The sequence below is a fragment of the Oerskovia paurometabola genome, assembly GCF_016907365.1.
GTDB lineage: Bacteria > Actinomycetota > Actinomycetes > Actinomycetales > Cellulomonadaceae > Oerskovia > Oerskovia paurometabola.
Genome location: NZ_JAFBBV010000001.1, coordinates 3,074,762 through 3,088,575, shown reverse-complemented (window position 1 = coordinate 3,088,575; position 13,814 = coordinate 3,074,762). Strand labels below are relative to the sequence as shown.

The window sequence follows — 13,814 nt, the reverse complement described above, 5'->3', positions numbered from 1 at the left end:
CGGGGCGCGCCTTCACGCGGAAGGCGCGCCCCGCCGTCGGGCAGCAGGGAGGGCGGCTCAGCCCGTCGAGCTCGACGCCGCGGGCTGCTTGGTGAGCATCTGTTCCTTGAGCCGTGCGGTGTCGGCCTCGTCCCAGCCGCCGGGCGCGTTGAGCGCCGACCAGCCGTCGGCGTACTCGAGGTAGTACACGTGCCCGTGACCTGCGGGGATGTCGGAGGCAGCCGCGACGAACAGGTCGCCCGTGAGCTGCCAGAACGTGACGAAGGGTCGCCACTGCACGGCGTCGAGCACGTCGGGGCCGCGGGGCTCGCGCATCCAGTCGGGCTCGGACCACAGGGTCGTGGGCGACCACCACGTGACGCCGTCGGACGCGTGCTGGACGTAGACGACGCGCGGGGTCTCCCACGTGCCGGGCACGGACCAGACGTTCGCGGCGCTCGAGACCTCGGTGCCCCAGCGGATCTGACGCCCGTCCCCGTACACGGGCGAGTACTCGAGCGAGCCCGGGTCGCGGTTCGTCGTGAAGTACGTCCAGTTGGGCGTGAAGTTGGGCGTGCCCACGAACATGGCGCCGTCGGTGCGGGTCGTCATGTCCTGGAGGCCGCTGAACGCCCCCTGCGCGCCGAACGAGCCGAGCGAGATCCCGAACGCCATGAGCTTCGGCCGCGAGTCCTCGGGCTGCTGCGACCAGGCCTCGTACACGGCCTCGTAGAGGGACTTGCCCGCGTCCGGCGGGGTGCTGCGGTCACCCACGAAGCTGATCCAGCTCGGCAGGTAGGAGTACTGCATCGAGGCGATCGCGGTGTCGCCGCCGTGCATGAGCTCGAGCGAGTTGCTCATGCCCGGGTCCACCCAGCCCGTTCCCGTCGTGGTGGCGACGACCAGGACGGACCGGTCCCACGCGTTCGTGCGGTCGAGCTCGTCGACCACGCGCTGCGCGGTCGCGTCGAGGTCTCCCGCAGGGTCGAGACCCGCATAGACGCGGATCGGCACCTGGACGTCCGCCGGGTCGACCACGTCTCCACCTGCTGCGAACTCGGTGAGCTCGGCCTGGGTCGGGCCGAGCGCCACGAAGCGTCGTCCCTCGGCGCCGAGCGACTCCCACGACGAGCCGGACTCCACCGAGCCCGACCGCTCGGGCTCGGTGGGCGGGGAGAGCTTGGGGTCGATCTGCTCGTTGGCGCTCGCGTAGACGTTGTTGAGCATGTGCAGCACGCCGGCCCAGATCACGCCGTTGAACAGCAGGACCACGACGACCGCGACGATCACGCCGCTCAGGAAGCGCGCGACCGGCTTCGGCATGATGTTGTCGACGAGCAGGCTCACCCACTGGGCGACGCGGCGCAGCGCTCGGCCGAGCTGCAGGACCGCGATCGCGATGAGCAGGGCCACGAACACGGTCGCGACGTCGTTGGCGGGTGCCTGCTCGGGCATGCCGAACAGGGCGCGCAGCTCGTGCTGCCACCGGGCGCCCAGGACGAGGAAGAGGGGCACCAGGACGAGTGTCGCGGCGCCGAGCACCCACCACGCGATGCGGCTCACGCGTGGGCTCCAGCGGATCCGCAGCCCGACCTTGAGGGCGAACCACTCGACGAACGCTCCGATCCCGTACCCGCCGACCATGCTCATGCCCGTGATGAGCGCCTGGTAGTACCAGGCACGGGGGATGAGCGAGGGCGTGAGCGAGTAGCAGAAGAACAGGAGGGCGAGGACGAGGCCGGTCGTCGAGAAGCGGCGCGCGTAGTGCTGGAGCCATGCCCACGCCCGACGGCGCAGCGGTGGGCGCGCAGGTCGGTCACCGTTTCGGGGCGCGTCAGCACGGGTCACCGTGTCGGGGGTCTCCGGCGCGGCCTGCGCACCGCGTCGGGGCAGGTGCTCCGCAGCCGTCGCGGTCCCGGTGGTCGGGGCGGTCTCTGACTGGCGCGGGGCGTCTGGCGTCACGGGTGCGATCGTACGGGGCTGGCAGGATCGCGCCACCGAGAGCGCGGTGGGTCGCTCGTGACGCTCAGGGCAGGTAGCCCCCGATGAACGCGTCGACCCACGCCTGCTTGTCCGCTCCCGAGCAGTCGCTCGTGTAGTTGACCCAGGACGCGCCGAAGCGGATCGCGACGCAGTCCGCGACCTTCTCGCTCGCGTTGGAGCCGTAGGCGCCCGCGAGCAGACCGTCGATCTGCGACCACGACAAGCCGTGCGCGGCCATGAGGCGCCCCTGGTAGATGTGGGCCATCTCGTGCCGGATGACGTCCTTCGTCTTGGCCGGTTGCCCGGCCAGGCGCGAGGCGTTGACGAGGATCGTCGAGGTGTTGCCCTTCCACACGCCACCGAGGTGGCCGGACAGGCCCGGGTCGTCCCACGAGAGGGAGACGCCGCCGTTGCCGGGGAGGCTGCGCAGGGTCGATTCGCCGACCTCCTGGATCGACTGCGCGGGGGCCGCCTGCGACGGCGAGGAGGTGGCAGCCTGCGGGGCTGCGGCCGCCTTGTCCGCGGCCGCTCGGTCTGCTGCTGCCTTCTCGGTGGCGGCCCGCTCGGCGGCGGCCTGTTCCGCAGCGGCCTGCTCTGCCGCCGCTTGTTCTGCGGCCGCCTGCTCCGCTGCGGCCTGTTCCGCTGCCGCCTGCTCGGCGGCCGCCTTCTGCGCCGCGGCAGCCCGTGACTGCTCGAACTCGTAGCTCGCGGTCGCCAGACGCACCTGGGCGTCGAGGCCCTCGGCATGCTCGACGGCGTTGCGAAGACGCGCGAGACCCCGGGCGAGGAGGGGGCTCGGCGTACGAGAGGTGCTCTCGGCCTGCACGCCGACCTCGTCGATCGCGCGGCGCAGCGCGCTGCGCAGACCCTCGTCGACCTTTCCCGCGGCCCGTTCGACCGTGCGGGTCGCGCGCTCGACGAACCGGGCCGCCTTCTCCTGGGCGCTCGCGCGCTCGGTGTCGCCGGTCGCGGCGGCCGAGGCGCCGGCCACGGGGTTCGGTGCGTCGCCGGGGATCGCGGCCGTCCCGCTCGCCAGGGCCGCGACGAGCGCTACGCCGAGGAGCCGGGTCCCGACGGTCCGCCGACCTCGGGGGCGCCGGACGTCAGGCGGTGTCTCGCACCGGCACCGGTTCTCGTCGCACCCGGCTACGCAGGTGCGGTCGTCGGTCGAGGTCAGAGAGTCGCGCATGCTCTCTCAATGCAGTTGCCCCGGGCGTCAGCAGGTCTCCGCCGGGCGGGTGCCGGTGCAGAGCTGCCGGGTCAACGCTCGTCGTCCGCGGCGTCGCCGATGTACGTCGAGATCCCGTCGGGCAGGCCGTCCTCGTTCATGTCGTCGGAGCGCTTGCGCCGGGCGTCCCAGCGCAGCGCGGCGGCCGCGAGGAGCGCCGAGGCGACCGAGGCGAGGAGCACCGCGGCCTTGGCCGACTCGGTGTGCTCGGAGTCGGGGAAGGACAGCTCGGCGATGAGCAGCGAGACCGTGAAGCCGATGCCCGCGAGCAGGCCCACGGGCAGCAGGTCGCGGACGCCGATGCCGGGCGCGAGGCGCAGCGGCGTGAGCTTCGTGACGAGCGCCGTGACGCCCAGGACGCCGATCCCCTTGCCGACCACGAGCCCGACGATGATGCCGATCGCGACCGGCTGGCCGATCATCTCGCCGACCCCGCCGCCGTCGACGAGCGAGACACCTGCGGCGAAGAACGCGAAGATCGGCAGCGCGATCCCTGCGGAGATCGGCCTGATGCGGTGCTCGTACTGGTGGGTCCGGGAGGTCTTCTCGCCGTGGATCGCGAGGGCGGGGACCATGAAGCCGAGCAGGACGCCCGCGACGGTCGCGTGGATGCCGGACGCGTGGACGAGCGCCCACACGACGAGGGCGAGCGGCAGCAGGAGCCACCAGTGCGTGCGGCGGCGGCGCACGAGGAACGCGAACAGCGCGACGCCCACGAGGGCGAGGCCGAGCGGCGCCCAGTGCAGGGTCTCGGTGTAGAAGACGGCGATGACGACGATCGCGAGCAGGTCGTCGACCACGGCGAGCGTCAGCAGGAAGGTGCGGATCGCCGTCGGTAGGCCGCGGCCGAAGACCGCGAGGACCGCGAGCGCGAACGCGATGTCGGTCGCGGTCGGGATGGCCCAGCCGTGCACGGCGTCCGCACCGCCGCCCCACAGGGCGACCGTGACGTAGAGGATCGCGGGCACGACCATGCCACCCACGGCCGCGAGCATCGGCACCCCGGCCTCGCGCGGGTTGCGCAGCGATCCGGCGACGAACTCCTGCTTGAGCTCGACGCCCACGACGAAGAAGAAGATCGCGAGCAGGCCGTCGGCGGCCCACGTCGACAGCGACAGGTCCAGGTGCAACGTCTCGGGACCGACCGTGAAGGCCGCGAGGTCGAAGTACGCCGCGCGCCAGGGCGAGTTGGCCCACAGCAGCGCGAGGATCGCGGCACCGATGAGGAGCGCACCGCCCGTGGTCTCCCGGGTGACCCAGCGCTTCCAGCGGCGCCCGGCGCTCGGCCGCTGGGTCGTCACGAGGGGCAGGGCGCCCGACGGCGTCGCTCCCGTGGGGAGGGCCGGGTCTCCCCGGGGGGTCTCGTCCGGGGTGGGGGTGTGCTGCTCGTGCGTGCTCACAGGTCTCCTGTGGTTGAGGGGTCGTCGACGTCACGCCGACCAGACTTCCCGGCACACCAGCCTGCCATCCTACCGGGCGGTCGGCCCGGCAGGCGGAGCCCTGGGTCGGCGGCACGCCGGAAGGAGGACCTCGACGGGCCGGAAGTCCGCCGAAAGGGGGATGTCTCGGGCACTCGGTGCACGGGAGCATGACGGGGTGCACGAGAAGATCCACGAATCCTTGACCACGGACGCCGGCTCCCACGACCTCACGGAGACGGTCGTCGGGGCCTCCTCCGGCGAGACCCGTTTCCTCCGGCTCGTCCTGCCGGTCCTCGGCGCTGCGGCTGGCGTCGGCCTGCGCTGGCTCGCCGCCTGGATGGCGGGCCTGCCGTGGGTCCCGTGGCAGGGACTGGCTCGCTCCGTCGACGCCCTGGCCGACGTGTGGGGCGCATGGACCCTCGTGGGCCTCGGTGCCGCGGGCGCGGTCGTCGGGGCGTGCTTCGCGCAGCACCTGGTGGAGAACATGGGCCGGATCGCGGTCACGGTCACGGGGGCGGGGTTCAAGAACAAGGACACGCTCGAGACGGTCGGCCGCACCGAGGTGACCGACGTGTTCGTCGAGGGTGCGGTGATCGTGCTGCTGCGTGGTGGCAGCGAGCTCCACCGGTGGCCTGCGGACCTGCCGACCCGGCACGTCGCGGCGGCGTTCACGGGCCACGGCTGGCCCTGGCGTGAGGGCGGGGACCCCTTCCGTTCCGCGTACCGCCGCTGGGAGACCGGCGACGAGACGCTGCCCGCCGGGGCGGACGCGCTGCTCCGTGCGCGGGCGGGGCTCCTCGAGGCCGGCAAGGAGGCGCACGCCCGGGACGTGCGGGAGGATCTCGCCGCGATCGGCGTCGTCGTGCGCGACGAGGGCGCCGTCCAGCACTGGCGCCTCGTGGCCGACGGTGTCGGGGCCGGGGCGATCGGCGTCGGGCGTCGCGCCTGAGAGCCGCGGTCAGCCCGTCTCGTCCACGAGCGCGGCCAGCCTGGTCACGGTGTTCCAGTTCCTCGCCGTGCCCCACACGCCGAGGGTCCTGAGCAGGACGGCGGGCGTGAGCTTCGACGTGCCGACCCCGCCCTGGAACCACGTGTAGCTCACGGGGCCAGACCATGCCAAGTGCGTGATGCCGTAGCGGGCGGGGTCGAAGGCCTCGATCCGGTCGGGAGCGGGCGCGTGCGGATGGAACGTCAGGAGCAGGTGGGACGGGTCCTCGCGCGCGGCGTCGTCGAACGGGTTCGCGGCGATCGCGGCCGCCAGGTCCGCGCCGGTCAGCGTGAGCACGTCGACGTCCAGGCCCAGGCGGTCGGCGAGGCCGCTGCGCACGAGGCGGGTGACGTCGTCGGGCCCCGTGGCGCCGGACGCGCCCGGCGCCACGACCAGGTTCCCGCTCGCGAGGAGCGTGCGTGCCCCCGCGAAGCCGGCGTCCTGCGCGATCTCGCGCAGGTCCGCCGACGGGACCTTGCGGCCGCCGCCCACGTTGACGCCGCGCAGCAGCACCGCGAACCCTGACGTCACGGCTCAGCCCAGCAGGTTGCGTGCGGAGCCGGGCATCGCCGGAGCGGTCGACGTGACGGGCACCGGGGGGCGCACCACGCAGCGGAACCCGATGTGGCTCGTCGCCGTGTCGACCGCCTGGGGCGAGCGGGCCGCGGGCCGGTAGCGCAGGCAGTACTCCGGGGCGCACAGGTGCGAGCCGCCCTTGAGGGCCTTGCGGGGGATCGTCGAGCCGGGCTCGGCGCTCGCGGCGGCGCGCGGGTCGACGTCGGGTGTGCCAGGCCTGCCGACCGAGCCGGCGGGGGAGTGCGCGGCCGCCGCGTCGTGGCGCGCACCCCGTGCCTGCCCGGCGCTCGGCGAGCAGCACGCGGGCATCTCGACCGTGAGCGCGGACCTGGCCGCCTCGACCTCGGCCGCGGACCGGGCCTCGGCCGCATGGTTCGGGGTGTAGAACGACGTGGTCCACTCCCAGACGTTGCCGATCATGTCGACCAGGCCGAAGCCGTTCGCCGGGAACGCCCCGACGGGGCTCGTCCCGACCCATCCCGCCGCTCCCGTGTTGCGGTACGGGAACGACCCCTGCCAGTGGTTGGCGAGCAGCTCGCCGTCGGGCCGGTACTCGTCGCCCCACGCGAACCGCGCACCGTCGAGCCCTCCCCGGGCCGCGTACTCCCACTCGACCTCGGTCGGCAGCGACCGACCGGCCCACGCCGCGTACGCCTGAGCGTCCTCGAACGACACCTGCACGACGGGGTGGTCCTCGCGGCCCTCGGTCGAGCTCCCGGGGCCGTGCGGGGCGCTCCATCGGGCACCCGGCTGCCAGCGCCACCACTGCCGCCAGTCCGAGAGGTTCACCGGGCCCGCGGTCGGGGTGAACACGAGCGCGCCCGGCACGAGGTCCTCGGTCGCCACGCCGGGGTAGTCGGCCGGGTCGAGCGGGCGCTCGGCCACGGTGACGTAGCCCGTCGCGGCGACGAACGCGGCGAACTGCGCGTTGGTCACGGGGTGCTGCTCGATCTCGAAGGGGGCCACGGTGGCCTCGTGGACAGGCTGCTCGTCGGGGTAGAACTCGGTCGAGCCCCGGCGGAAGGACCCGCCGGGCAGCGGGACCACCGGCGTGAGCGCCGCGTCGGCGCTCCCGGGGGCGCGGGGCGTCTCACGTGCTGGTCCTCCTGCCGAGGACGCTGCCGGTGACGTGCCCGTGGTGGTGTCCATGCGTCTCCTCGTGTCGAGCTCGTCCTCGATGCTGCCCCGGTGCCGTCGGCGGGCGGGAGCCGGGCCCTCGCGGGGCCGCCCGTCTCGCTGCCCGGAGGGCGCGCTGACCTGCGGCGACGCTCTGCCTTCCGGGTGCGGGTCCTGCTTCCCCGACCTGCTTCCCCCGACCCTAGCGCCGGGGACCGTCACCCGTCTGCCCCTCGCCGCGGCAGGTCGGTTCGACGCGCCGTGTCCCGGCATCGCCCGTGATGCCGCTCACGACGCGCACACACCCCTCGACCTGACGGTTGCCCGAGGCGTATATTCCAGCCGGAGTATTCCACCCGGGAGCGACCACGAGGAGGCGACGCATGGCACGCAAGGAGCTCTCCGCCGCTGCCCTGCTCCTCCTCGGGCTGCTCCACGAGCGCCCCATGCACCCGTACCAGGTCCACCAGACCCTCAAGCAGCGCGGCGACGACCGGCTCGCGAGCATCACGCCGGGCTCGGTCTACCACTCCATGGACCGGCTCGCGTCCGACGGCCTCGTCGAGGCCGTCGGCACCGACCGCGAGGGGAACCGCCCCCAGCGCACCACCTATCGGCTGACCGATGCGGGGCGCGAGGCGTTCGCGGCTCGCACGGCCCTGCTGCTCGGCGAACCCCGGCAGGAGCACCCCTGCTTCCCGCTCGCGCTGTCGCAGGCGCACGCGATCGACCGGTCGGGTGCGGTCACCGCGCTGCGGGCCCGGCGCGCGGCGACGGCCGAGGAGCTCGCTGCCTGGTCCCGCAGGTACGACGTCGTGCGGAGCCACGGTCTGCCCCGTCGCCTCCTGCTCGACGTCGAGTACGACCTCCACCGGATCGAGTCCGAGCTCGCGTGGCTCGACGGCCTGCTCGCCGACCTCGACTCCGGCGCCCTGGACTGGGACGAGTCCGTCCCGCAGTCCTTCCGCGACTTCGTCGCCGCCCGCTCGCGGTCGCAGGCCACGGACCACGTGCCCTGACCTGCCGCCGGGATCGCGCCCGGCCGCGGCTGCTCGCGCAGCCTCCTGAACACCCTGCCCTCCTTCGACCTCAGAGGACCTCATGACCACGACCCCTCCCTCAGGGAGCCTGCCCGCGACCGGTGCTGCGTCGTCCACCACGGCCACCGCGCCCGCCGGTCCGCCTGCCGGCGCACCCGCCGGCCCCCCGCTCGTCGACCTCGGCGGGCGCAGCCCGTGGAGCATCCTCCCGGCCCTGTGCCTGGGCTTCTTCATGATCATGGTCGACACCACGATCGTGAACATCGCCGTCCCGACGCTCGTCGACACGTTCGACACGACCCTGACCGCGGTGGGCTGGGTCAACAGCGCCTATCTGCTCACGTACGCGGTGCTGCTCCTGCTCGCCGGTCGCCTGGGTGACCGCTTCGGCCCCAAGCCCGTGTTCGTGCTCGGCCTGGTGGTCTTCACGCTCGCCTCGCTGTGGTGCGGGCTGTCCGGCTCGGTCGAGATGCTCATCGTGGCGCGCGCCGTCCAGGGCGTGGGTGCCGCGCTCATGACCCCGCAGACCATGTCGATGATCACGCGCGTCTTCCCGCCGCGTCAGCGCGGTTCCGCGATGGGGCTGTGGGGAGCCGTCGCAGGCGTCGCGACCATCGCGGGCCCGCTGCTCGGCGGCGTGTTCGTCGAGACCTGGGGCTGGGAGTGGATCTTCTTCGTCAACATCCCCGTGGGGGTCGTTGCCCTCGTCCTGGCGCTGCGGAGCCTGCCGTCGCTGCCGACCAACAAGCGCAGCTTCGACATGGTCGGGGTCGCGCTGTCGATCGTGGGCCTGTTCCTGTTCGTGTTCGGCCTGCAGGAGGGCGAGACGTACCACTGGGGCACGGTCGTGGGGCCGCTGAACATCTGGACGATCATCGGCCTCGGCGTCCTGGTCCTCGCGGCCTTCGTGCTGTGGCAGCGTCACCTCGGTGAGCGCGCGCTCCTGCCGCTCACGCTGTTCCACTCGCGCAACTTCTCGCTCGCGAACGTGTCGGGCATGGCGGTGTCGTTCGGCATGATCGGCATCTTCTTCCCGCTGACGATCTTCCTGCAGTCGATCCTGGGCCTCTCGCCCCTGGAGGCGGCGCTCATCAACCTGCCCGGCTCGCTCGTGTCCGGTGTCGTGGCGCCGTTCGCGGGTCGGCTCTCGGACCGGATCCCGGGCAAGTGGGTCGTCGCGACGGGGTTCGCGCTCCTCACGGCCTCGGTCGTGTGGCTGAGCGTCGCGGCCACGCCCGACGCGAGCGCCTGGTCGATCGTCGCGCCCATGACGCTGTTCGGGATCGGGACGGGCGCACTCTTCTCGCCGCTCGCGAACCTCGCGACGTCAGGGCTCGACCACCGCACGGCCGGCGCGGGCGCCGGAGCGTTCAACACGTTCCGCCAGGTGGGCGGCGTGATCGGCTCGGCCGCGATCGTGGCGACGCTCACGAGCCGGCTCTCGGCGACCCTGCCGGCCGCTGCGCGCGACGCCTCGGCGGGGCTCCCCGCCGAGCTCCGTCAGCAGTTCGTCGACGGCTTCGCCGCTGCCGGTGGCTCGTTCACCGGGGGAGCGCAGCACATGGAGCTCCCCGCGGGCATCCCGCCCGAGGCCGCCGCGCAGATCCGCGACGCCGCGACGACGGCCCTGCACCAGGGGTTCTCGCTCGCGGTCGGGCAGACGCTGCTCGTCACGGCGGGTGTCCTGGTGATCGGGCTCGTCGCGGCACTCTCGATGCGTGCCACGCACGTCGCGCACGCGGACTGAGGGCCTCCCGTCCCGCCCACCCCGTCCCAGGGGGTGGGCGGGACGTCCTCGTGTGAACGGCAGGTGACATCTCGGACGTGCGGCGTGTTGCCTCGACACGGGAGAACGACACGGGCGTAGTTTCGAACGTGACGGACGACACACGTCGTCCTCCGGGAGGCCATCCGATGGAGTTTCTGCTCCGCGCAGGAGGGCCGGCACCGGCCTTTCGTCGGCCGGTCGCCCGCCCCACCCAGCGAGAACGGCGCCGTGCGCCGGAGGGAGCCTGCTGTGGTCCGAACCGCCTCTGCTTCTGGAGCTGCACCCGACGTCACGGGCGTCGCGTCCCCTGACCCGACGAGCCCCGACCCCGCGAGCTGTGCGGGTCGTCGCACCTTCGTCATCGACACGTCCGTGCTCCTGTCCGACCCGCGAGCGATGCTCCGCTTCGCCGAGCACGACGTCGTCCTCCCCGTCGTCGTCATCACCGAGCTCGAGGCCAAGCGCCACCACGCCGAGCTCGGGTACTTCGCCCGCAGCGCGCTGCGCATGCTCGACGACCTGCGGGTCAAGCACGGTCGCCTCGACGCCCCGCTGCCCGTCGGCGCGGTCGGCGGGACGCTGCGCGTCGAGCTCAACCACACGGACCCGGCGGTGCTCCCCGCCGGGTTCCGCCTGGGCGACAACGACACACGCATCCTGTCGGTCGCGGCCAACCTCGCGAGCGAGGGCTGCGACGTGACCGTGGTGTCCAAGGACCTGCCCATGCGGGTCAAGGCCTCCGCGGTGGGGTTGCGCGCCGAGGAGTACCGGGCCGAGCTCGCGATCGACTCGGGCTGGACGGGCATGGGCGAGATCGATGTGAGCGACGAGCAGATGGCCGACCTGTGGGAGCACGAGTCGGTCGAGCTCTCGGGCCTCGACCCGGCCGCTGTCGCGGCCGCCGAGCCGCTCCTGGTCCACTCGGGGCTCGTGATCCACTCGCCACGGGGCTCGGCGCTCGGACGGGTCACGGCCGACAAGCACGTGCAGCTCGTCCGGGGGGACCAGGACGTGTTCGGCGTGCACGGCCGCTCGGCCGAGCAGCGCATCGCGATCGACCTGCTGCTCGACGAGGAGATCGGGATCGTGTCGCTCGGTGGCCGGGCCGGGACGGGCAAGTCGGCGCTCGCGCTGTGCGCGGGCCTCGAAGCGGTGCTGGAGAAGCGGCAGCACCGCAAGATCATGGTCTTCCGCCCCCTGTACGCCGTGGGCGGCCAGGAGCTCGGTTACCTGCCCGGCTCCGAGGCCGAGAAGATGAACCCGTGGGCGCAGGCGGTGTTCGACACCCTGGGCGCGCTCGTGTCCAAGGACGTCATGGACGAGGTCGTGGACCGCGACGTCCTGGAGGTCCTGCCCCTGACCCACATCCGCGGGCGCTCGCTCCACGACGCGTTCGTCATCGTCGACGAGGCCCAGTCCCTCGAGCGGAACGTCCTGCTCACGGTGCTCTCGCGCATCGGCCAGTCCTCCCGCGTGGTCCTCACGCACGACGTCGCCCAGCGCGACAACCTGCGCGTGGGGCGCCACGACGGTGTCGCGGCCGTGATCGAGGCGCTCAAGGGGCACCCGCTGTTCGCGCACGTGACCCTGACGCGGTCCGAGCGCTCGCCCGTCGCGGCGCTCGTGACCGAGATGCTGGAGAGCATCGAGGTCTGAGGACCGGGCGCTCCGGGCCCGTGTCGTGGCCCCGGCCCTCGGGGACCGGGGTCACGAGCGGTCGCCCTGCCGCTCAGGCCGCGGCCGACGCGGCGTCCCGTCGCGCTGGGCGGCGCCGGGCGTGGACCAGCACGACCGCGAGGACGCCGACGACCGCGCCCACCGCCGTGTCGAGGGCCCGGTCGAGCGCGATGCCCTCGCTCGACCCGCCGAGCGAGGTCATGAGCAGGGCCATGGGCGTGATGGTCAGCATCGCGAGGCCGTAGTGGCGCCCGACGACGATCTCGGTGACGACCTGCAGTCCCACGACGAGGGCTGCGGTCGCCCAGAAGCCGAGGTGCAGGTCGAGCAGCGGCCACGCGATCAGGGCGCCCGCGACCGTGCCGAGGGCCCGCTGGAGCGCACGGACCACGGCGTGCTGCGTCGTCGTGCCCTGGAGCGTCGCGGTCGCACCCATCGCGGCCCAGGCCGGGTGCCCGAACCCTGCGACGTGCGCGACCACCGCCGCGGCGGCGGCCGCGAGCGTCACGCGCACCGAGCGCAGCCGCCAGCCCGCTCCCGCGAGGGACTCGCGCGCGGTCGCGCGCAGGCTCAGGCGAGGTGGCAGGTCGGCGGGCGTCCCGGCGGCCCCCGAGAGTTCGTCGGCGAGGCGCAGCGCGGTCGCGCGCGTGCGGCGGTGCGACGCGTCGTCGGCGAGGACGGTCCGCGCGAGGGCCACGGCGTCGCGCGCCCGCCCGACGGCGCTGCGGTCGTCGGGCGCGAGGGCTGCGGCCTCGGCGGCGAGGGTCGCGCGACGCACGGCGAGCCGCGCCGGGCCGCTCGGCCGGAGCACGAATCCCGCGACGCACACGACCCAGGCGACGCCGACGCCCAGGAGCCCGGCGAGCCCCCGGGGTGCGAGGTCGGCGAACGTGGGCGCTCCTGCCAGACCCGCACCGGCCGCGAAGACGACGATCGTGGCGCCCGGCGGGCCCGTGCGCAGCAGCTGGCACAGCGCGGTCATGCCGCCCGCGAGCAGCGCGACGACCGCGAGCGCGACCCAGGTCGGGGCGCCGGCCGCGGCGACCGCCGTCGTGAGCAGGATCGAGCCGACCATGATCGCGCCGACCGACGCGAGCAGCGCGGCGCGGCGCCGGTACGGGTCGAAGCGCCCGTACAGCGAGGTCAGGGCGCCGAGGGCGGCGAAGCCTGCGAGGTCCTGATGGCCGCTCGTCGCGGCGATCACGAGCGTGATCGCCACGCTCGCCCCGCACAGCAGGGCGGCGACGAGCGTCGCGTCGACCGAGGTGAGCCGCAGGGCGGCGCGCAGGTGCGCGGGGTCGAGGACCTCGCGCGCGGCGGTGCGGACCTGCGAGCGGTGGGCGGTCGTCGTCGGCCGGGTCGTCGGTGCCTGCTGGGGCGCCGTGGTCGTGGGTGTGGACGGGGGAGCGAGGGGCGGGGAGGGTGGCATCCCGTCCAGGATACGCCTCGTTCGTAGATGTTTCACATGTGAACTATTTGGAGCGAGGCCCTAGGCTGGCCCCGTGGACTACGTGGAGCGCCTGCGGGCGCAGTGGGTCGAGCGGCTGCCCGACGTCGACTTCTCGCCCGTCGACTCGATCGGCAGGATCACGCGCATCGCGGCGCTCCTGGCCGAGTCGAGCGACGCGGCCCTCGCGCAACGCTCCCTGACCCGGCCCGAGTTCGAGGTCCTCGCCGCGCTCCGTCGCGCGGGACGCCCCCTGCGGGCCCGCGAGGTCACGACCATCACGCGCGCGCCCGGCGCCTCGATCACCAAGCGGCTCGACCACCTCCAGCGCGAGGGGCTGGTCGAGCGGACCGTGGTCGAGCGCGACCGGCGCGGGGTGCTGCTCTCGCTGACCGAGGAGGGCGAACGGCTCGTCGACGAGCTCTTCCCCGCCCAGCTCGACCGCGAACGTGCGGCGCTCGACGGGCTCACCGACGACCAGCGGGAACGCCTCGGCGAGCTGCTCGCGATCGTGCTGAGACGAGTGGACCCGGTCGACTACTGAGCCGGTGGGGCCCCGAAGGACGGAGCGCGTCGCCGGTGGCATCGCGG

General features: G+C 73.6%; 11 protein-coding genes. 5 read left to right on the top strand and 6 right to left on the bottom strand.

Going from position 1 to position 13,814, the window contains the following annotated elements:
* Window positions 1-57 precede the first annotated feature (57 nt).
* The 3 genes from JOD48_RS14035 to nhaA all read right to left on the bottom strand — a co-directional run bounded on the left by JOD48_RS14035 (window position 58) and on the right by nhaA (window position 4,590).
* On the bottom strand, window positions 58-1,941 hold the full coding sequence (locus tag JOD48_RS14035) for an alpha/beta hydrolase (protein WP_204809573.1): 1,884 nt from the start codon (window positions 1,939-1,941) through the stop codon (window positions 58-60).
* A 64-nt stretch (window positions 1,942-2,005) separates the two neighbouring features.
* Window positions 2,006-3,151 carry a hypothetical protein gene (locus JOD48_RS14030; RefSeq protein WP_204809572.1) on the bottom strand — a complete coding sequence of 382 codons (1,146 nt, stop codon included), beginning with the start codon at window positions 3,149-3,151 and terminating at the stop codon, window positions 2,006-2,008.
* A 71-nt stretch (window positions 3,152-3,222) separates the two neighbouring features.
* The gene (gene nhaA / locus JOD48_RS14025; RefSeq protein ID WP_307824162.1) at window positions 3,223-4,590 is read right to left on the bottom strand and encodes a Na+/H+ antiporter NhaA; all 1,368 of its coding nucleotides are present in this window, start codon (window positions 4,588-4,590) and stop codon (window positions 3,223-3,225) included.
* Between the two features lie 196 nt (window positions 4,591-4,786).
* Here nhaA and JOD48_RS14020 point away from each other — a divergent pair, with 196 nt between their 5' ends.
* The gene (locus JOD48_RS14020) at window positions 4,787-5,560 is read left to right on the top strand and encodes a YqeB family protein (protein ID WP_204809571.1); all 774 of its coding nucleotides are present in this window, start codon (window positions 4,787-4,789) and stop codon (window positions 5,558-5,560) included.
* A 9-nt stretch (window positions 5,561-5,569) separates the two neighbouring features.
* Here JOD48_RS14020 and JOD48_RS14015 read toward each other — a convergent pair whose 3' ends face one another.
* Entirely contained in the window at window positions 5,570-6,130 is a 561-nt protein-coding gene (locus JOD48_RS14015; RefSeq protein WP_204809570.1) for a DUF1697 domain-containing protein, read from the bottom strand.
* Between the two features lie 3 nt (window positions 6,131-6,133).
* Window positions 6,134-7,324, bottom strand: coding sequence for a formylglycine-generating enzyme family protein (locus JOD48_RS14010; RefSeq protein ID WP_204809569.1), 1,191 nt, complete (start codon window positions 7,322-7,324; stop codon window positions 6,134-6,136).
* A gap of 350 nt (window positions 7,325-7,674) precedes the next feature.
* Between JOD48_RS14010 and JOD48_RS14005 the strand changes: the two genes are divergently transcribed.
* The 3 genes from JOD48_RS14005 to phoH2 all read left to right on the top strand — a co-directional run bounded on the left by JOD48_RS14005 (window position 7,675) and on the right by phoH2 (window position 11,755).
* Window positions 7,675-8,310 carry a PadR family transcriptional regulator gene (locus JOD48_RS14005; RefSeq protein WP_204809568.1) on the top strand — a complete coding sequence of 212 codons (636 nt, stop codon included), beginning with the start codon at window positions 7,675-7,677 and terminating at the stop codon, window positions 8,308-8,310.
* An 82-nt stretch (window positions 8,311-8,392) separates the two neighbouring features.
* A complete protein-coding gene (locus JOD48_RS14000) occupies window positions 8,393-10,078 on the top strand; it encodes a DHA2 family efflux MFS transporter permease subunit (RefSeq protein WP_191788780.1) in 1,686 nt (561 codons plus the stop codon).
* A 417-nt stretch (window positions 10,079-10,495) separates the two neighbouring features.
* The gene (phoH2, locus tag JOD48_RS13995; RefSeq protein WP_239527992.1) at window positions 10,496-11,755 is read left to right on the top strand and encodes an RNA 5'-3' helicase PhoH2; all 1,260 of its coding nucleotides are present in this window, start codon (window positions 10,496-10,498) and stop codon (window positions 11,753-11,755) included.
* Window positions 11,756-11,828: 73 nt separating this feature from the next.
* Here phoH2 and JOD48_RS13990 read toward each other — a convergent pair whose 3' ends face one another.
* Complete coding sequence (locus tag JOD48_RS13990) at window positions 11,829-13,205, bottom strand: FUSC family protein (RefSeq protein ID WP_204809566.1); 1,377 nt, start codon at window positions 13,203-13,205, stop codon at window positions 11,829-11,831.
* 73 nt (window positions 13,206-13,278) lie between these two features.
* Here JOD48_RS13990 and JOD48_RS19590 point away from each other — a divergent pair, with 73 nt between their 5' ends.
* Entirely contained in the window at window positions 13,279-13,767 is a 489-nt protein-coding gene (locus JOD48_RS19590) for a MarR family winged helix-turn-helix transcriptional regulator (protein WP_191788783.1), read from the top strand.
* Window positions 13,768-13,814: the final 47 nt, after the last annotated feature.

Coding starts and splice junctions, on each gene's coding strand:
- JOD48_RS14030 (WP_204809572.1), bottom strand. CDS start 3,151: ATGCGCGACTCTCTGACCTCGACCGACGACCGCACCTGCGTAGCCGGG.
- JOD48_RS14010 (WP_204809569.1), bottom strand. CDS start 7,324: ATGGACACCACCACGGGCACGTCACCGGCAGCGTCCTCGGCAGGAGGA.
- JOD48_RS14005 (WP_204809568.1), top strand. CDS start 7,675: ATGGCACGCAAGGAGCTCTCCGCCGCTGCCCTGCTCCTCCTCGGGCTG.
- JOD48_RS14000 (WP_191788780.1), top strand. CDS start 8,393: ATGACCACGACCCCTCCCTCAGGGAGCCTGCCCGCGACCGGTGCTGCG.
- phoH2 (WP_239527992.1), top strand. CDS start 10,496: ATGCTCCGCTTCGCCGAGCACGACGTCGTCCTCCCCGTCGTCGTCATC.
- JOD48_RS13990 (WP_204809566.1), bottom strand. CDS start 13,205: ATGCCACCCTCCCCGCCCCTCGCTCCCCCGTCCACACCCACGACCACG.